Origin of the sequence: Pseudomonas sp. 58 R 12 (assembly GCF_900005865.1) — a bacterium.
GTDB lineage: Bacteria > Pseudomonadota > Gammaproteobacteria > Pseudomonadales > Pseudomonadaceae > Aquipseudomonas > Aquipseudomonas tritici.
This window is the reverse complement of sequence record NZ_CVTP01000016.1, coordinates 215,405-233,197: the sequence shown is the minus strand read 5'-3', so window position 1 is coordinate 233,197 and position 17,793 is coordinate 215,405. Positions and strand designations below refer to the sequence as shown.

General features: G+C 62.1%; 14 protein-coding genes and 1 pseudogene. All 15 read left to right on the top strand.

Annotation, left to right across the window (positions count from 1 at the left end):
- Position 1: 1 nt before the first annotated feature.
- On the top strand, positions 2-526 hold the full coding sequence (locus BFP95_RS10385; protein ID WP_065871938.1) for a chemotaxis protein CheW: 525 nt from the start codon (positions 2-4) through the stop codon (positions 524-526).
- Entirely contained in the window at positions 523-2,574 is a 2,052-nt protein-coding gene (locus BFP95_RS10380) for a methyl-accepting chemotaxis protein (RefSeq protein WP_065871937.1), read from the top strand. The genes BFP95_RS10385 and BFP95_RS10380 overlap by 4 nt, the downstream gene beginning before the upstream one ends.
- 81 nt (positions 2,575-2,655) lie before the next feature.
- Positions 2,656-8,475, top strand: coding sequence for an Hpt domain-containing protein (locus tag BFP95_RS10375; protein ID WP_065909994.1), 5,820 nt, complete (start codon positions 2,656-2,658; stop codon positions 8,473-8,475).
- The gene (locus BFP95_RS10370; RefSeq protein WP_010207210.1) at positions 8,468-8,923 is read left to right on the top strand and encodes a chemotaxis protein CheW; all 456 of its coding nucleotides are present in this window, start codon (positions 8,468-8,470) and stop codon (positions 8,921-8,923) included. The genes BFP95_RS10375 and BFP95_RS10370 overlap by 8 nt, the downstream gene beginning before the upstream one ends.
- A gap of 390 nt (positions 8,924-9,313) precedes the next feature.
- Positions 9,314-9,697 carry a polymorphic toxin type 44 domain-containing protein gene (locus BFP95_RS10365; RefSeq protein ID WP_065891354.1) on the top strand — a complete coding sequence of 128 codons (384 nt, stop codon included), beginning with the start codon at positions 9,314-9,316 and terminating at the stop codon, positions 9,695-9,697.
- A 4-nt stretch (positions 9,698-9,701) separates the two neighbouring features.
- On the top strand, positions 9,702-10,094 hold the full coding sequence (locus BFP95_RS10360; protein ID WP_371913952.1) for a hypothetical protein: 393 nt from the start codon (positions 9,702-9,704) through the stop codon (positions 10,092-10,094).
- A gap of 331 nt (positions 10,095-10,425) precedes the next feature.
- Positions 10,426-10,681: pseudogene (locus BFP95_RS30020) on the top strand (DUF6124 family protein).
- A gap of 334 nt (positions 10,682-11,015) precedes the next feature.
- The gene (locus BFP95_RS10345; RefSeq protein WP_065871932.1) at positions 11,016-11,738 is read left to right on the top strand and encodes a hypothetical protein; all 723 of its coding nucleotides are present in this window, start codon (positions 11,016-11,018) and stop codon (positions 11,736-11,738) included.
- A 119-nt stretch (positions 11,739-11,857) separates the two neighbouring features.
- Entirely contained in the window at positions 11,858-13,528 is a 1,671-nt protein-coding gene (gene mdcA, locus BFP95_RS10340) for a malonate decarboxylase subunit alpha (RefSeq protein ID WP_065871931.1), read from the top strand.
- Positions 13,529-14,362 (top strand): triphosphoribosyl-dephospho-CoA synthase, encoded by an 834-nt coding sequence (locus BFP95_RS10335; RefSeq protein WP_065909990.1) that lies wholly within the window; start codon positions 13,529-13,531, stop codon positions 14,360-14,362.
- Positions 14,362-14,661 (top strand): malonate decarboxylase subunit delta, encoded by a 300-nt coding sequence (locus tag BFP95_RS10330; protein ID WP_065871929.1) that lies wholly within the window; start codon positions 14,362-14,364, stop codon positions 14,659-14,661. The genes BFP95_RS10335 and BFP95_RS10330 overlap by 1 nt, the downstream gene beginning before the upstream one ends.
- Complete coding sequence (locus tag BFP95_RS10325) at positions 14,654-15,496, top strand: biotin-independent malonate decarboxylase subunit beta (protein ID WP_065909988.1); 843 nt, start codon at positions 14,654-14,656, stop codon at positions 15,494-15,496. The genes BFP95_RS10330 and BFP95_RS10325 overlap by 8 nt, the downstream gene beginning before the upstream one ends.
- The gene (gene mdcE, locus BFP95_RS10320; RefSeq protein WP_065871927.1) at positions 15,493-16,263 is read left to right on the top strand and encodes a biotin-independent malonate decarboxylase subunit gamma; all 771 of its coding nucleotides are present in this window, start codon (positions 15,493-15,495) and stop codon (positions 16,261-16,263) included. Before BFP95_RS10325 ends, mdcE begins: the two co-directional genes overlap by 4 nt.
- The gene (locus BFP95_RS10315; RefSeq protein ID WP_065909987.1) at positions 16,257-16,853 is read left to right on the top strand and encodes a malonate decarboxylase holo-ACP synthase; all 597 of its coding nucleotides are present in this window, start codon (positions 16,257-16,259) and stop codon (positions 16,851-16,853) included. Before mdcE ends, BFP95_RS10315 begins: the two co-directional genes overlap by 7 nt.
- Positions 16,850-17,749, top strand: a complete 900-nt coding sequence (gene mdcH, locus BFP95_RS10310) for a malonate decarboxylase subunit epsilon (RefSeq protein ID WP_065871925.1) — start codon at positions 16,850-16,852, stop codon at positions 17,747-17,749. Before BFP95_RS10315 ends, mdcH begins: the two co-directional genes overlap by 4 nt.
- Positions 17,750-17,793: the final 44 nt, after the last annotated feature.

Below are 17,793 nucleotides of genomic sequence, written 5' to 3'. Positions count from 1 at the left end.
CATGACCGAGTCGCAAACCGCCTTTGAGCTGTTGCTGGACATCGACCGCCGCTGCCGCCTGCTGGCCGCCGACCTGCCGTCCCAGGAAACCCGCCTGCAACGTTGGAGCGGTATCGGCTTTCGCCTGGGGCAGCACTGGTATGTGGCGCCCATGGGTGAAGTCGCCGAAGTCCTGCATGAGCCGCGTTGCACTTTAATGCCCGGGGTCAAGGCCTGGGTCAAAGGCGTGGCTAATCTGCGTGGGCGATTATTGCCGGTGATGGACCTGGGTGGGTTCCTCGGCCTTGAACTGTCCAAGGCGCGCAAACAGCGGCGGGTGTTGGTGGTGGAATGTAACGACCTGTTTGTCGGGCTGCTGGTGGACGAGGTGGTGGGGATGCAGCATTTTGCACAAGACGCGTGGCTGGCGAACGCCGCACCCGACGCACCGTATATCCAAGGCTGGTTCGACGGCGACCAGCAGTGGCAGGTTTTCAGCCCCTTCGCCCTGGCCCAGGCCCCAGGCTTCATGGACGTTGCCGCATGACCACCGCCACCACGCCCAAACCCCAGGCCGGCTCGCGCAGCCGCTCGCAGATCATCGTGCTGTTTATTGCACTGATCGTGTTCATCATGTTGCTGTTCGCCAACTTTGCGTACCTCAACACCCAGTCGACCTATGACAAACAGTACATCGGCCACGCCGGTGAATTGCGCGTGCTGTCCCAGCGCATTGCCAAGAACGCCACCGAAGCCGCCGCCGGCAAGGCGGCTGCGTTCAAGCTGTTGGGCGAGGCGCGCAACGATTTCGCCCAGCGCTGGGGCTACCTGAAAAAAGGCGACCCGCAAACCGGGCTGCCCGCCGCGCCCAGTGCGGTACGTGCCGAAATGCGCGCCGTACAGACCGACTGGGAGGCGCTGCTGAAAAATACCGATGCGATTCTCGCCAGCGAACAGACCGTGCTGTCGTTGCATCAAGTTGCCGCGACGCTGGCCGAGACCGTGCCGCAATTGCAGATCGAGTCGGAAAAGGTCGTCGACATCCTGCTGCAACGTGGCGCCCCGGCCAGCCAAGTGGCGTTGGCCCAGCGCCAGTCATTGCTGGCTGAACGTATCCTGGGGGCGGTGAACACCGTGCTCGCCGGCGACGAAACCGCCGCGCAGGCCGCCGACGCCTTTGGCCGCGATGCCAACCGATTTGGGCAGGTGCTCAACGGCATGCTCCAGGGCAACCCCGGCCTGCGCATCACCCAGGTCGAAGACCGCGACGCCCGCGCGCGGCTGGCGGAAATTGCCGAGCTGTTTGAGTTTGTCTCCGGCTCCGTGGATGAAATTCTTGAGACCTCGCCGCAACTGTTCCAAGTGCGCGCATCGGCGAGCAACATCTTCAACTTGTCGCAAACCCTGCTCGATGAAGCCTCACACCTGGCCACCGGGTTTGAAAATCTCGCCGATGGGCGCAGCTTGGACACCATCGGTGGCTATGTGCTGGGCTTGCTGGCGCTGACCTCGATCATCCTGATCGGCCTGGTGATGGTGCGAGAGACCAACCGTCAACTGCATGAAACCGCCGAGAAGAACGAGCGCAACCAGAACGCAATCATGCGTCTGCTGGATGAAATCGAAGACTTGGCCGACGGCGATCTCACGGTGACCGCATCGGTGACCGAAGACTTCACCGGTACCATCGCCGACTCCATCAACTATTCCGTGGATCAGTTGCGCGATCTCGTCGCCACCATCAACCTCACCGCCGGGCAAGTCGCCGGAGCGGTGCAGGATACCCAGGCCACCGCCATGCACCTGGCCCAGGCGTCGGAGCATCAGGCCCAGCAGATCGCCGAAGCCTCCACCGCGATCAACCAGATGGCCCAGTCCATCGATCAGGTCTCGGCCAACGCCGCCGAATCGTCGGCAGTGGCGGAGCGTTCGGTGGAGATTGCCAACAAAGGCAACGAGGTGGTGCACAACACCATCCACGGCATGGACAACATTCGCGAGCAGATCCAGGACACCGCCAAGCGCATCAAGCGCCTGGGCGAATCGTCCCAGGAGATTGGCGACATCGTTAGCCTGATCGACGACATTGCCGACCAGACCAACATCCTCGCGCTCAATGCCGCGATCCAGGCGAGCATGGCTGGGGATGCAGGGCGCGGCTTTGCCGTGGTGGCGGATGAAGTTCAGCGCCTGGCCGAACGTTCGTCGGCCGCGACCCGGCAGATCGAAACCCTGGTGCGCGCGATCCAGGCCGATACCAATGAGGCGGTAATCTCCATGGAGCAGACCACCACCGAAGTGGTGCGCGGCGCGCGGCTGGCGCAAGACGCCGGGGTGGCGCTGGAAGAAATCGAAGGCGTGTCGAAGACCCTGGCGGCGCTGATCCAGAGCATATCCAACGCGGCGCAGCAACAGACCTCGTCGGCGGGGCAGATTTCGCTGACGATGAATGTGATTCAGCAGATCACTACGCAGACCTCGTCGGGCTCCACGGCTACGGCCGAAAGTATCGGTAACCTGGCAAAAATGGCCAGCCAGTTGCGCCGGTCGGTGTCGGGTTTCACCCTCCCGCCCCCCAAGCAAGTCGACGATTGAAATGCTTTCTAAAGAACACCACAGTTGATCTCCATTGTTCTTGGCAGCACCAGCAACCCACGAATTCTAAGCGGAGCAGTTATGGTTGATCGGCACGACTACGTGGCCCTCGAATGGGTCAAGGGCGACATTGCCGAAACCCTGAAACAGGCCCGTTCGGCGCTGGACGCGTATGTCGAAACCACTGACGGCGACGCAATAAGCGAGTGCCTGGCCGGCATCCACCAGGTGCATGGCGCGCTGCTAATGGTCGAGTTCTACGGCGCAGCGCTGCTGGCTGAGGAAATCGAAGAACTCGCCCTGGCCCTGCAAGCCGGGCGCGTCAGCCAGCACGATGAAAGCATCCGTCTGCTGCAACAGGCCCTCAACCAATTGCCGCTGTATCTGGAGCGTGTGCACAGCGCCCGACGCGACCTGCCGCTGGTGGTGTTGCCGCTGCTCAACGACCTGCGCAGCGCACGCGGCGAAAGCCTGCTGTCGGAGACCAGCCTGTTCAGCCCGCAACTGCTGTCGATTGCGCCGCTGCCCGACGAAACGCTGGCGCAACGCGCGGCGCCTGACCTGAAAGAGCAACTGCGCCGGTGGCACCAACTGCTGCAACAAGCCTTGGCGGGTTTGTTGCGCGAAGACCACGGCCCAAGCAACCTGGAAGACATGGCGCGAGTGTTCGCGCGTCTTGAAGCGTTGTGCCAGGGCGCGCCGCTGTTGCCACTGTGGCAAGTCACCTCGGCCTTGGTCGAAGGGATGCTCACCGGTGTGATCGCCAACAGCCCGGCCCTGCGCAGCTTGCTCAAGGCCAGCGACAAACAGCTCAAGCGCCTGCTCGCCCAGGGGATCGGCGGGGTCAACCAGCCGGCGCCGGATGAGTTGCTCAAAAGCTTGCTGTTCTATGTCGCCAAGGTCACCCGACCGACGCCGCGCATGCAAAGCCTCAAGGAACGCTACGGTTTGGATGAGGCCTTGCCTGACAGCGCGGTGGTCGACGCCGAGCGCGCCCGCCTGGCCGGGCCGGATCGCAATGCGATGGGCTCGGTACTCGGCGCGTTGTGTGAGGAGTTGGTACGGGTAAAAGAACGCCTCGACTTGTTCGTACGCAGCGACCGCCAGCACACCAATGACTTGGATGCGCTGCTCGCGCCGCTGCGGCAGATCGCCGACACCTTGGCCGTGCTGGGCTTCGGCCAACCGCGCAAAGTCATCATCGACCAGCTTGCTGTGGTGCTGAGCCTGGCTCAAGGTCAGCGCGAGCCCAACGATGCCGTGTTGATGGACGTCGCTGGAGCCTTGCTCTATGTCGAAGCCACACTGGCCGGCATGGTCGGTACCGTCGAGCCGGAAAGCCGCGAAGAAAGCCGCCTGCCGACTACCGACCTGACCCAGATCCACCAACTGGTGATCCGCGAGTCCTGCCAGTGCCTCAAGCAAGCCAAGGAACTGGTGATCGACTGCATCGAAGCCGACTGGGACCGCCAGCGCCTTGAGTCCCTACCGGAACTGCTGAGTCAGGTGCGCGGCGCCCTTGCGATGATCCCGCTGCCCCGCGCGGCGAGCCTGATGCGCGGATGCACTGATTACGTCGACGAGCAATTGATGGGCACCGATGCGCCGCCGTCCGAGATGCAGCTTGCGCATTTTGCTGACGTGATCAGCAGCCTGGAGTACTACCTCGAACGTATGCTCCAAGACCCGGACGCCGTCGGCGAACGGGTGCTGGAACTGGCCACCCAAGGCCTGGCCGCACTGGGTTACCTGCCCGCCGAGAAGCCCTGGCGCCAAGCCTTGGCTGCACCGGATGGCGCACTCTCGGGTGAGATAACGCCCAGCCAGTCCCAGTTCGATGCACTGGCCAGTCCAACGTCGCGCCTGAACCCGCCGGCCCTGCAACGCCCCGGCAGCCTGTTGCCGCCACCGGCCGATGAAGAACCCATCGACGATGAGCTGCGCGAAGTCTTCCTCGAAGAAACCGACGAAGTCCTCGAGGCGCTGCACCGCAATCTGCCCAACAGCACCGACAAAACCGCCCAGGGCGAAATGCGCCGTGCTTTCCATACCCTCAAAGGCAGTGGCCGCATGGTGCGCGCCTTGGTCCTGGCGGAGCTGGCCTGGGCCGTGGAAAACTTGCTCAACCGCGTGCTGGAACGCAGCGTTGTCCTGGGCCCCGAGGTGCAACAGGTGCTTGATGAAGCGGTGGCCTTGCTGCCGGAGCTGATCGCCGACTTCGCCACCGACGACCAACACCAGCGCGATGAAGTCGACGCCCTGGCTGCACGTGCCCACGCCTTCGCCAGCGGTACGCAAGCGCCGGTCGCAGAGTCCCACGACCCGATGTTGCTGGAGATCTTCCGCAACGAAGCCCAAAGCCATCTGGACAGCCTCAACCACTTCCTGCAACAGGCTGCCGAGCATGTGCCGCTGCAAGTCAGCGATGAGCTGCAACGCGCCTTGCATACCCTTAAGGGCAGCGCCTACATGGCCGGCGTGTTGCCCATCGCCGAACTGGTGCGCCCCCTCGACCACCTGACCCGCGAATATAAAGCTCACCGCCTGCCGCTGGACCTGGACGAAGTGGAGTTGTTGCTGGAAGCCGAAGACCTGTTCCAACGCGGGCTGCGTGATTTGGGCAGCGATCCCTTGGCGCCGATCAAAGGCGCAGAGGACTTGATCAGCCGCACCCAACGCCTGCTGGATCACCAGCTCGAAGCACTGCTCGACGCGCCGAGTACCGGCTTGCACATCAAGCGTGACCCGCAACTGATCGCCAACTTTCTGGCCCAGGGCATGGACATCCTGCTCGACGCCGAAAGCCTGCTGCGCCGCTGGCAAGAGCACCCCGGCGAGCGCCAGGAACTCACCGCGCTGCTGGACGAATTGACCACGTTGGGGGAGGGCGCGCACGTTGCCGACCTGCACGCCATCGACGAACTCTGCGAAGCCCTGCTCGACCTCTATGGTGCCGTGGAAGAGAGCAGCCTGGCCGTCAGCGAGCGGTTTTTCCAAGAAGCTGAGCAAGCCCATGAAGCGCTGATCAGCATGCTCGACCAGTTGGCCGCCGGCCAGGAAGTCAGCCCGGCCCCGGCACGGGTCCACGCCCTGCGCGGTCTGCTGGACGAAGCCCTCGATCCGTCCGCCACCGGCCTGATCAAAAGCGACGGCAGCCGCACGCTGAGCATTTCCGAGCTGGGCGCCGCCACGCAGCAGTTGGAGCATGAAACGGCGATAGACGACGAGATTGTCGAAATATTCCTCGAAGAAGCCGTGGACATCCTCGACAGCGCCGGGCAGTCGCTCAAACGCTGGTTGCTGGAGCCCGACAGCGCCGCACCGTTGTCGTCGTTGCAGCGCGATTTGCACACCCTCAAGGGCGGTGCGCGCATGGCCGAAATCGGGCCGGTGGGTGACTTGGCCCATGAGCTGGAGTGCCTGTACGAAGGGTTGGTGGACCGCCGCTACAGCTACTCCCCCGAGCTGTCCCTGTTGCTGATGGCCAGTCATGAGCGGCTGGCCTTGCAGCTTGAAGAACTGCAACAGCACCAGCCCCTGAGCGATGCCAATGAGCTGATCGCCCCGTTGCGTGAGTTCCGCCAGAACAGCACACCTTCCGCACCGGCCGAGGCGCCTCAAGCGTCGGGCGCTGATCCTGAATTACTGGATATTTTCCTCGAAGAAGCCGCCGACATTCTCGACAGCTCAGGCAGCGCATTGCTGCGCTGGCAGGCCGAGCCCGGTAATCGACAGGAAGTGGAAACTTTGCTGCGCGACTTGCACACCCTCAAGGGCGGCGCACGCATGGTCGAAATTGCGCCCATTGGCGACTTGGCCCATGAGCTGGAATTTCTCTACGAGGGCCTGTCCGCCGGCTTGCTCGCGCCCTCTGCGGAGCTGTTCGCGTTGCTGCAAGGTTGCCATGACCGCCTGGCGCAGATGATCGACGCTGTGGCGGATGGCCTGCCTGTAGGCTCGGTGGACAAACTCATCGAACGCATCAAAGGCCTGGTGCACCCAAACGTAGAGCCGGTAACGCCCGTGGCGTTGCCAGCCGGCAAGACGGAAGCAGTCGTCGACCCGGCGGCCGACATGGTGAAAATCTCCGCCGAGCTGCTCGACGACTTGGTCAATCTGGCCGGTGAAACCTCGATCTTCCGTGGCCGAATCGAGCAGCAAGTCAACGACGCACGCATTGCCCTGACGGAAGTGGAAACCACGATCGAACGCATGCGCGATCAACTGCGCCGTCTCGACACCGAAACCCAGGGCCGCATCCTCAGCCGTCAGCAAGCCGAGGCCGAACGCCTGGGCTACGAAGAATTCGACCCGCTGGAAATGGACCGCCATTCGCAGTTGCAGCAGCTGTCCCGTGCGCTGTCCGAATCCGCCTCCGACCTGCTCGACCTCAAGGACACCCTTGAGCGCCGCAACGAGGATGCGCACGACCTGTTGCAGCAACAGGCCCGCATCAACACCGAGTTGCAGGAAGGCCTGATGCGCACGCGCATGGTGCCGTTCGAACGCATGCTGCCGCGCCTCAAGCGCATCGTGCGCCAGGTGGCGGGCGAGTTGGGCAAGGACGTGGAGTTCATCGTCGGCAACGCCGAGGGCGAGATGGACCGCAACGTGCTGGAGCGCATGGCGGCGCCGCTGGAACACATGCTGCGCAATGCCGTCGACCATGGCCTGGAACCCCGCGATGTGCGGCTGCTGGCCGGCAAGCCGGAAAAGGGTCGCATCACCCTGGACCTGACCCATGAAGGCGGCGACATTGTCTTCGACATGCGTGACGACGGTGCCGGTGTGCCGCTGGAAGCGGTGCGGCGCAAGGCGATCAAGCGTGGCTTGCTCGACCCCAATCAAGAGATCAGCGACCGCGACGTGTTGCAGTTCATCCTGCAGCCTGGGTTCTCCACGGCGGAGAAGATCACCCAGATTTCCGGGCGCGGCGTGGGCATGGACGTGGTGCATGAGGAAGTGCGTCAGTTGGGTGGCTCGATGGTCATTGACTCGACGCCGGGCGAGGGTGTGCATTTCCGCATTCGCCTGCCATTTACCGTGTCGGTCAACCGCGCGCTGATGGTGCAGTGTGCGGACGATCAATACGCGATCCCGCTCAACACCATCGAAGGCCTGGTGCGCGTGCTGCCGCATGAGTTGGCCGGGCACTATCAGCAGGATCCGCCGTGTTATGAGTACGCCGGCCAGCGCCATGAGTTGTTCTATCTCGGCGACTTGTTGCAGACCGTCAGCCGCCCGAAACTGTTAGGCCAGTACCAGCCGGTGCCGGTGCTGTTGGTGCAGTGCAATGAGCGGCGCGTTGCCATCCATGTGGACGCCATGGCCGGCACGCGGGAAATCGTGGTCAAGGGGCTCGGCCCGCAGTTTGCAGGTGTACAGGGCTTGTCCGGCGCGACGATTCTGGGCGATGGGCGTGTGGTATTGATCATCGACTTGCTGGCACCTATCCGCGCCCGTCAACCCGCGTTGCCGGCTCAAGCGGCTGACGTGCCGCTGATCCTCAACGACCCCCTGAAAAAGCGCCCGCTGCTGGTGTTGGTGGTGGACGATTCGGTTACCGTGCGCAAAGTCACCAGTCGCCTGCTGGAGCGCAACGGCATGAACGTGCTCACTGCCAAAGACGGCATCGACGCGCTCGCTGTGCTTGAAGAACACACCCCGGACCTGATGCTGCTCGACATCGAAATGCCGCGCATGGACGGCTTCGAAGTGGCGACCCAGGTGCGCAATGACCCGCGGCTGATGCGCCTGCCGATCATCATGATCACCTCGCGCACCGGCCAGAAACACCGCGACCGCGCCATGGCCATCGGCGTGAATGACTACCTCGGCAAGCCGTATCAAGAGTCGGTGCTGCTGGAAAGCATCGCCTACTGGAGCAAGTCCCATGCTTGACCACCGCACCAGCCAACTCACCGGCCTGCTCCTGCCCCTGGCCGACCGCCACCTGGTGCTGCCCAACGTCGCCATCGCCGAGTTGATCGACTTCCAGCGCGGCGAACCGGCCAGCGATGCGCCGCCGTGGTATTTGCGGCAAGTGACGTGGCGGGACCGGCAAATCCCATTGATCAGCTTTGAAGCGGTGTGCGGTGAAGCCAGTGTGACCGGCGAACGCTCACGGATTGTGGTGTTGAATGCCTTGGGCGGCCGGCCGACATTGAAGTTTATTGCGCTGGTGATCCAGGGGATTCCGCGCTCCTACAAGCTCGACAGCGAGTTGAGCTACGTGGATGTGCCGCTGTGCCCGCTGGAGTTGGCGGCGGTGCAAGTGGGGGAACATGTGGCGAAGGTGCCGGATTTGATGGGGCTTGAAGCGCTATTGGTAGAGTCCGGCCTGGCCTGAGCCTCCACCCTCAAACCCTGTGGAGATCAAAATGTGGGAGCGGGCTTGCTCGCGAATACGGTGGGTCAGCTACACAAGTATCAACTGTCAGTCCGCATTCGCGAGCAAGCCCGCTCCCACACTGGATTGCGCTCGTCTCAGATATTCACTCAATCCGCGCAAACCGCTTCCTGCATACCTCTTTTGTGGCGAGGGAGCTTGCTCCCGCTGGGGCGCGAAGCGGCCCCAAAACCTACCGCCGCTTTTGTTTGATCGTTCCTTATCGTGCGCCATCAATGTAGGGCTCGGACTGATAGCGTGTCTGAAATTTCTGTAAGTCTCACCTCCGTATTTTTACTGATTTTTGAGTGCTAGTTTTTATCGCTCAACCCCATCAGCAAGGATTCGCAAATGGCCGTCCCTCCCATGCCTTCGGGCGTTTCGCTGCAAGACAACATCGCCTTGGCCAACAACCGTAGGATGCATCTTAAGCCGGGCTCGGCGTTCACCTATTCGTGGTTTTACTCACAGGTCAGGGGGCGCGGTCCTTGGGACTATAAACAGAAAAGCCGTGAGTACGAGGCATTCGGTAACTTCAACTATGGCGTTACCGGAACGGTGTTGGGTATTCCCGAGGGTGTGTTGTTACGAGCGGCAGGAGCAGCGCAAAAAGCGGCGGGTACGTCTCGGGTAGAGTTTGGAGACTGGTGGGGTGATGCGCCTTATGGCGACGATCATAGTGACCAGCACTGGATAAAGGAGGGTATCGAATATGCCAGGGCCCAAGGGTACTAAGTGGATGGTGCAAGGTCTGCTCAATGGGCTGTTGGTGGTGTGTCTGGGCTATTTGGGCTTTGGTTGGCTGATGAGCCCTGGAGCGCCGGAGTTGGATGAGGTGGTGCTCAAGTACTCTCTGAGTAACGGCAAGTCGATCTACGGGGTTCGGGATGGTCAGGGTGGTGCGACGGTCGGATTTTCCTACAGGTATTACATTCATGAGGACATGGATACTGATCAGGAGATACTTACCGGGCTGGTCTCGAAATATCCTTTTCTGAAAACCAACGCGCCGGATGTTCAAGTGATCCGGCAGGATGGCGTCATCCACCTCATTGTTCGTGGTGAGGTTTATGAGTACCGCAGCTATCCGCTTGAAGGTTTGGGGGCTGTGAGCATAGACATGAAGTTGTAGAGCGGCTGGCTTCGGATTTTTCCTGCAAGATTTTGGGCAGTGCGTGAACTTGTCGTGTGCGGTCAGCGCACCTAGTCTTCGTCCCGTCATCGCAAAAAACGGTGACACGGACGTGCAAGTCCGACGAAACTGTTTAGGCGTGCAAACGCCCAGCCAACCAACGGGCGTTTTTTATGCCTGCTGTATTTGTTATGGCGGCTGTGCGTGGGAGATCCTTCGGGGTCTGCCGGGGTCCGATATGCCCGGTCTTGCACACCTGCGCACGGCTGCCACCTTAATTTGCGTGCAAGTGAAAGAGGGCAGTCTCCATCACATATCGGAGCTGTAAATCATGGTCAAACCTACCCCCCAATCCGCCCCTCTTCACTGTAAACCCCGCCCAAAACACCGAAACCCTGCTGGTCAATGCCAGCGAAACCCTATCCTCCCTCAACGCACTCACCTGCAACCTGGCTTTCGATCTGGACGCTTCCCAGCGCGCAGTCATGCTGGGGATTCAGCAAATGGCTGAGTTCGGACAATTGTTGGTCGAAAGGGCGTTGGAGCAAGTCAGCCCGTCGCCGGAGGTGGTCCCAAAAAGGGACTGATCGGTCCCTTAATGGGACTGCTATCTAACAAACAACACCGGGCAAATGTGGGAACGGGCTTGCTCGCGAAGGCAGGGTGTCAGTCCATGCAACTATTACTGACCCACCGCATTCGCGAGCAAGCCCGCTCCCACATTTTGATTGACGGCGGCACTACCTTGCTGGGAAATGTGGAGGACCTGTTGGCTAGCTATCAGTGGGGGTGACTGGGTCAAAGTGTGGGGAGGACGTCTTGGGGAATTGCGACGAGCCACGGAACACTTGCTTCCCCATCGTAAAGATCCCCGCTCCACTGCCGATAGCGAGGGGAATTTTTCGACAGAAGATCGACGCAATGTGGCTTTTGGATGGGTTTGCCTGGATGTACGACCTCAACCGTTTCACTGGCGCGTTGCTGATGTGGTTTGGGGTGCTGGTGCTCACGGCGGCTGTAACCATGAACGTGCAGTCCAATCGTGGGAAGCTGTGGGGGTTCGTAATCACTTCCGCAGGTGCGGTGTTTATTTTGATGTATCTAGAAAGCCTCAAGCTGATCGATGACGATAAGGCGATCAAGGGCGTAGTCAGCAACTTAGTGGTCATGACCCTGGGTGGTCTCGGGTCAGGTCTGTTGGCGGTTGCGATATCCCGGGGGCCGACTCCGGATGAAGACAAACAGGCCCGTGGGTTTATCCGTGATCGTCTGCTGGATGCGCTTGAGTACGCCTTTGTGTATGTCGCGATCTGCTCGTTCACGTTGTTCGCGGTCTGCCTGCCTCTCAATCTGCTGGGGTGGCCTCCCGTCGGCGAGCATGACCTGCTGAGCCTGCTGCTTGTGTGCCTGGGCGCATTGCTGGGTTACGCGATAGGGTCCCATCCTAGTCGCTTGAAAAACTGGGAGCAACTGGGGGCCTGTGCGATGGTGGCGCTGCTCTTGTTGCTATTGCCGGTTTACGCGCAGTCGCTCTCGGGCCTGTGGAGTTGGAGTTGGGCAGCCGTGTTGGGGCTGCACGTTTTTGCGGCGTTGGCATTGTTCAGGACCCTATGGTTCCACCGGGTCGAGTGGCGCAGAACCTGAACCCGCGTTCATTGGCTTATCATTAACCCAGACGTAACAGTCCAACATCCAGCTTGATTGATGGTCCTCCGGATCACTCCTAAGGTAAGCCCCACGACAGCAACCTCCGTGGAGCGACCATGACAACAACAATCACCCCCGACTCGCGCTGGACGCGGCGGCGCGACGAGAAGCAACGGCGGCTCGGGCTGGTCAAAAAATACGCAGACGGGGCGGTGTTGCCCAGCGACAGGATCGTCGAGGCGCTTGAGGCGCTGATCCTGCCCGGCGACCGCGTGGTGCTGGAGGGCAACAACCAAAAGCAGGCGGATTTTCTCTCGCGCTCCCTGGCCAAGGCCGACCCGGCCAAGCTCCACGATTTGCACATGATCATGCCCAGTGTCGGCCGTTCCGAGCACTTGGACCTGTTTGAAAAAGGTATCGCACGCAAGCTCGACTTCTCCTTTGCTGGCACCCAATCCCTGCGCATCAGCCAGCTGCTGGAAGACGGTCTGCTGGAAATCGGTGCGATCCATACCTATATCGAACTCTACGCACGGCTGGTGGTGGACCTGATCCCCAACGTGGTGCTCTCCGCCGGTTTCATGGCCGACCGCGCCGGCAATATCTACACCGGTGCCAGCACCGAAGACACTCCGGCGTTGATCGAGCCCGCCGCGTTCAGCGATGGCATCGTCATCGTGCAGGTCAACCAGTTGGTCGACGACGTCACCGACTTGCCCCGCGTCGACATCCCGGCGAGCTGGGTGGATTTTGTGGTGGTGGCCGACAAGCCGTTCTACATCGAACCGCTGTTCACCCGCGACCCGCGTCACATCAAGCCAGTCCACGTGCTGATGGCGATGATGGCGATCCGCGGCATCTACGAAAAACATAATGTGCAGTCGCTCAACCATGGCATCGGCTTCAACACCGCCGCCATCGAGTTGATCCTGCCGACCTACGGCGAATCCCTCGGCCTCAAGGGCAAGATCTGCCGCAACTGGACCCTCAACCCGCACCCAACCCTGATCCCCGCCATCGAAAGCGGTTGGGTGGAAAGCGTGCATTGCTTCGGCACTGAACTGGGCATGGAGAACTACATCGCCGCACGGCCAGACATTTTCTTCACCGGACGCGACGGCTCGATGCGCTCCAACCGGATGTTCTGCCAACTCGCCGGCCAATACGCGGTGGACCTGTTTATCGGCGCCACCCTGCAAGTCGACGGCGACGGCCATTCTTCCACCGTGACCCGTGGCCGCCTCGCCGGTTTTGGTGGCGCGCCGAACATGGGGCACGACCCGCGCGGCCGTCGCCATGGCACGCCAGCCTGGCTCGATATGCGCCACGGCGACGCCCCGGAAGCTTTGCTAGAACGCGGCAAAAAGCTTGTCGTGCAAATGGTCGAGACCTTCCAGGAAGGCGGTAAACCGACCTTCGTCGACACCCTCGACGCGGTGGAAGTGGCGCGCAAAAGCGGCATGCCGCTGGCGCCGATCATGATCTACGGCGACGACGTGACTCACCTGCTCACCGAAGAAGGCATTGCCTACCTGTACAAGGCGCGTTCCCTTGAGGAGCGCCAGGCGATGATCGCCGCCGTTGCGGGGGTGACTGCCATTGGCATGCGCCACAACCCCAAGGACACCGCACGCATGCGCCGCGAAGGCTTGATCGCCTTGCCCGAAGACTTAGGCATCCGTCGCACCGACGCCACCCGCGAACTGTTGGCCGCCAAAAGCGTGGCTGACTTGGTGGAGTGGTCCGGTGGCCTGTACAACCCGCCCGCCAAATTCAGGAGCTGGTAAATGCGCGCCCTCAAACTGCATGAACTGAGCCTGGCTGAACGCCTGGCGGATATGGCCGTCGATGCGCTGATCGACGAGGCGGACCTGTCACCCAAACCTGCGTTGGTGGACCGGCGTGGCAACGGCGCCCACAGCGATCTGCACCTGGGCCTGATGCACGCCTCGGCACTGTCGCTGTGGCCGATGTTCAAGGAGATGGCCGAGGCGGCTATCGAATTCGGTGAGGTCGGTTTACCCCTGCGCGAAGCCCTTGGGCGCATTGGCCGGGAAGGGGAGTTGGCGATGCTCGCTACCACCAACGGCGTGAATACCCATCGTGGTGCCATCTGGGCGCTCGGCTTGCTGACCGCCGCCGCCGCTCTGGAACCACGCGCCATAACGCTGACCGCCGCCAGATTAGCCTTGCTCAACGACCGCTTCGCGCCCCAACCCATGAGCCATGGCGCCCAGGTTGCCCAACGCTACGGCGCCCGCGGCGCCCGCGAGGAAGCGCAACTCGGCTTCCCCTCCGTGATGCAACGTGGCCTGCCGCAACTGCGCAAAAGCCGTCAGCAAAATACCGGCGAACAGAACGCTCGCCTGGATGCCTTGCTCGCGATCATGACTGACCTGGCCGACACCTGCGTGCTCTACCGCGCGGGTATCGAGGGGTTGAACGCCATGCAAAAAGGCGCTCAAAAGGTGTTGGACGCCGGTGGCAGCGCAAGCCTCGCTGGGCGTCGCAGCTTGCACGAACTGGACAACCAGTTGCTGGCCCTGAATGCCTCCCCCGGTGGCGCCGCTGACCTGTTGGCCGCCTGCCTGTTTATCGATCGTCTCGACGGAGCGTTTTGATGGAAACCTTATCCTTTGAATTCCCCGCCGGGCAGCCGCCAAAAGGCCGCGCGCTGGTGGGTTGTGTCGGCTCGGGCGACCTGGAAGTGCTGCTGGAACCAGGCACGCCGGGCACGCTGACCATCCAGGTGCAGACTTCGGTGAAGGGCGCCGAGCAACGCTGGCAGCATCTGTTCGAACGCATCTTCCAGGAGCAGACGCCACCGGCGTTGAAGATTGATATCCACGATTTCGGCGCGACCCCCGGCGTGGTGCGTTTGCGTCTGGAACAAGGCTTCGAGGAGGTTGGTCATGACTGACTTGCTCGCTAAACACAGCTTTGTTGAATTGGGTGCGCGGCAGCGGGCCAAGGCGCTGCTGGATGCAGGTTCCTATCGCGAATTGATCGACCCGTTCCAGCGCGTTATGTCGCCGTGGCTCAGCCGTCAAGGCGTGGTGCCGCAAGCCGATGACGGCGTGGTGATCGCCAAGGGCTGCATCGCTGGCTTGCCGGTGGTGATCGCGGCGATCGAAGGCAATTTCCAGGGCGGCAGCCTGGGTGAAGTCGGCGGTGCAAAAATCGCAGGCGCTCTGGAGCTGGCGGCTGAAGACAATCGCAAGGGCATTCCGACCCGCGCAATCCTGCTGCTGGAAACCGGTGGCGTGCGCTTGCAGGAGGCCAACCTGGGCCTGGCGGCGATTGCGGATATCCATGCGGCGATTGTCGACCTGCGCCAATACCAGCCGGTAGTTGGCGTGGTGGCGGGCAGTGTCGGTTGCTTTGGCGGTATGTCGATTGCGGCCGGGCTGTGCAGTTATCTCGTGGTCACCCGTGAAGCGCGTCTGGGCCTGAATGGCCCGCAAGTGATCGAACAGGAAGCGGGGCTTGAAGAATATGACTCCCGCGACCGGCCTTTCATCTGGAGCCTTACCGGCGGTGAGCAGCGCTTCAACAGCGGCCTGGCCGACCGTTATGTGGCAGACGATGTGGCGCAGATTCAGCAGACCGTCAGCGCACTGCTGGAACAAGGCCTGCCCGCCCAGCAACGCAGCCGTCAGGCCGAATATTACCTGGCGCGCCTGGCCGAATTGGACACCACACCGCAAATCGACCCGGCGGCGGTGCGCGAGCTGTATCAAGGAGAACGCTCATGAGAGGTTTGCAGTGGTTCAACGCATTGAGCGTCGGCGCGACGCCTGTTTCGGGTTTGCCGGATTCTCTGAAAGTGGCCGACGGCGTAGTGGGCGAACACGCCGTGCGCTTTCTGGCCGTGGTCACCGACGAACACAATCGGTTCCCCCGCGCACGCAGTGGTGAAGTCGGGTTGCTGGAAGGTTGGGGGCTCGCTAAGGCGGTGGATGAAGCCATCGAGAAAGGCGACAAACGCCCGCTGATCGCCATCGTCGATGTGCCGAGCCAAGCCTACGGCCGTCGCGAAGAAGCCCTCGGCATCCACCAGGCGCTGGCCGCCGCCGCTGACAGCTACGCCCGCGCGCGACTGGCCGGGCATCCGGTGATTGCGCTGCTGGTAGGTAAAGCCATGTCCGGTGCATTCCTCGCCCACGGGTACCAGGCCAACCGCCTGATCGCCCTGCGCGACCCCGGTGTGATGGTGCACGCCATGGGCAAGGCGTCGGCGGCGCGGGTGACCCTGCGCAGTGTCGAAGAACTGGAAGCCTTGGCCGCCAGCGTGCCGCCGATGGCCTATGACATCGACAGTTATGCCAGCCTCGGTTTGCTTTGGGAGACCTTGTCGGTCAGCCAGATCGAACAGCCAACGGCGGAAGACGTGGCGCGCGTCAGCGATTGCCTGGTGAGTGCGATCAAGGATATCGGGGGCAGTGATTTGAGCGGGCGCCTTGGTGCAACCAATCGCGCTGCGTCCAGCCATGTTCGCCAACTGCTGCGGGAACAATGGTGAACGCGCACGACCTGCTCTGGGGCATGACCCCGGCGCACCTGCCTGCTGATGCGCCGGCCTGGGCAGTGGAGGTGATTGGTGCCGGTCACCCGGTGGTGGTGCGTCGCGCCATCGTCGAGCCGGGCCTGGTTGCAGTGGGTGTGCGCGGGCGTTTGCGTGAGCAGCGGCTTACTGCTGAAATGCCCTTCGCGGCGGTGCAGCGGTGCGTAGTACCGGAAGCTTTGCGCGCCGTGGTGTCGCCACGGAACTTGCCCGCACTGCGAGCACTTGCGGCGCTGCAGACGGTGCTGGCGAACGAAACTTGGGGCGTCACTGGCAGCGCCGGTTTCGAACTGGCCACGGGTATCGAAGCGCTGCATGCCCAGAGCGACCTGGATTTGATTGTGCGCACGCCCGAGCCATTGGCGCGAGGTGATGCCGAAGATTTGCTGGCGATTCTTGAAACGGCGGAGTGCGCCGTGGACCTGCAACTGCAAACCCCTTTCGGTGCAGTCGCCTTGCGCGAATGGGCGAGCGGGTCACGCCGTGTGCTGCTCAAAACCGTCAGCGGTGCGCACCTCGTGCTTGATCCCTGGCAGGCCGTGGCATGAGCAGCCTTCTCGTCTTCCCCGGCCAGGGCGCCCAACGCCCAGGCATGCTCCAGGCGTTGCCGGCCGCTGTGTTGGAGCAAGCCAGCGATGCCTTGGGTGAGGACGTTCGCGCATTGGATTCGGCGCAAGCCCTGGTGAATACCCGCGCTGTTCAGCTTTGCCTGCTGATCGCTGGCGTGGCCCACGCGCGCCTGCTGCAACACACCCCGGATTATGTCGCGGGCCTGTCCATCGGTGCCTATCCGGCGGCGGTGATCGCAGGCGCGCTGGACTTCAACGACGCAATCAAACTGGTCAGCCTGCGCGGTGAGCTGATGCAAAACGCTTATCCACAGGGCTACGGAATGACCGCCCTGATTGGCCCGGAGTTATCCACAGTCGAACATCTGTTGGCCGATATCCACAGCCCCGAAACCCCGGTGTACCTGGCCAATATCAACGCCGACAACCAAACCGTGATCGCCGGGAGCGACGCCGCCATGAGGCAGGTCGCCAGCCGCATCAAAGGCAACGGCATCGCCAAACGCCTGGCCGTCAGCGTGCCGTCCCATTGCGCGCTGCTGGAGCAACCGGCGCAGGAGCTGGCCGAGGCATTCGTTACGCTCAAGGCGCCGCGCATTACCTACCTGAGCAGCACGCGCGCGCGGCCTATTCACAACCCGGAACAGCTACGCGACGACCTGGCCCTCAATATGTGCCGCGTCGTCGACTGGCGCGGCACCGTGCAAAGCGCCTATGAGCGCGGCGTGCGCCTGCAAATCGAACTACCCCCCGGCGCCGTACTCACCGGCCTGTCGCGCCGCGTGTTTGAACAAGGCACGGTGATCGCCTATGAAGGCGCCCGCCTGGATACCTTGCAGGCCCTGCTGCAAGAGGAGGAACGCCGCCACCGATAAAGCACCACCCAAGGCTGTCGAAGCACAAAAACAACAATTTCGAT

Excerpts from the sequence above, each read along its gene's own strand:
- BFP95_RS10385 (WP_065871938.1), top strand. The coding sequence starts at position 2 with ATGACCGAGTCGCAAACCGCCTTTGAGCTGTTGCTGGACATCGACCGC.
- BFP95_RS10380 (WP_065871937.1), top strand. The coding sequence starts at position 523 with ATGACCACCGCCACCACGCCCAAACCCCAGGCCGGCTCGCGCAGCCGC.
- BFP95_RS10375 (WP_065909994.1), top strand. The coding sequence starts at position 2,656 with ATGGTTGATCGGCACGACTACGTGGCCCTCGAATGGGTCAAGGGCGAC.
- BFP95_RS10370 (WP_010207210.1), top strand. The coding sequence starts at position 8,468 with ATGCTTGACCACCGCACCAGCCAACTCACCGGCCTGCTCCTGCCCCTG.
- BFP95_RS10365 (WP_065891354.1), top strand. The coding sequence starts at position 9,314 with ATGGCCGTCCCTCCCATGCCTTCGGGCGTTTCGCTGCAAGACAACATC.
- BFP95_RS10360 (WP_371913952.1), top strand. The coding sequence starts at position 9,702 with ATGGTGCAAGGTCTGCTCAATGGGCTGTTGGTGGTGTGTCTGGGCTAT.
- BFP95_RS10345 (WP_065871932.1), top strand. The coding sequence starts at position 11,016 with ATGTGGCTTTTGGATGGGTTTGCCTGGATGTACGACCTCAACCGTTTC.
- mdcA (WP_065871931.1), top strand. The coding sequence starts at position 11,858 with ATGACAACAACAATCACCCCCGACTCGCGCTGGACGCGGCGGCGCGAC.
- BFP95_RS10335 (WP_065909990.1), top strand. The coding sequence starts at position 13,529 with ATGCGCGCCCTCAAACTGCATGAACTGAGCCTGGCTGAACGCCTGGCG.
- BFP95_RS10330 (WP_065871929.1), top strand. The coding sequence starts at position 14,362 with ATGGAAACCTTATCCTTTGAATTCCCCGCCGGGCAGCCGCCAAAAGGC.
- BFP95_RS10325 (WP_065909988.1), top strand. The coding sequence starts at position 14,654 with ATGACTGACTTGCTCGCTAAACACAGCTTTGTTGAATTGGGTGCGCGG.
- mdcE (WP_065871927.1), top strand. The coding sequence starts at position 15,493 with ATGAGAGGTTTGCAGTGGTTCAACGCATTGAGCGTCGGCGCGACGCCT.
- BFP95_RS10315 (WP_065909987.1), top strand. The coding sequence starts at position 16,257 with ATGGTGAACGCGCACGACCTGCTCTGGGGCATGACCCCGGCGCACCTG.
- mdcH (WP_065871925.1), top strand. The coding sequence starts at position 16,850 with ATGAGCAGCCTTCTCGTCTTCCCCGGCCAGGGCGCCCAACGCCCAGGC.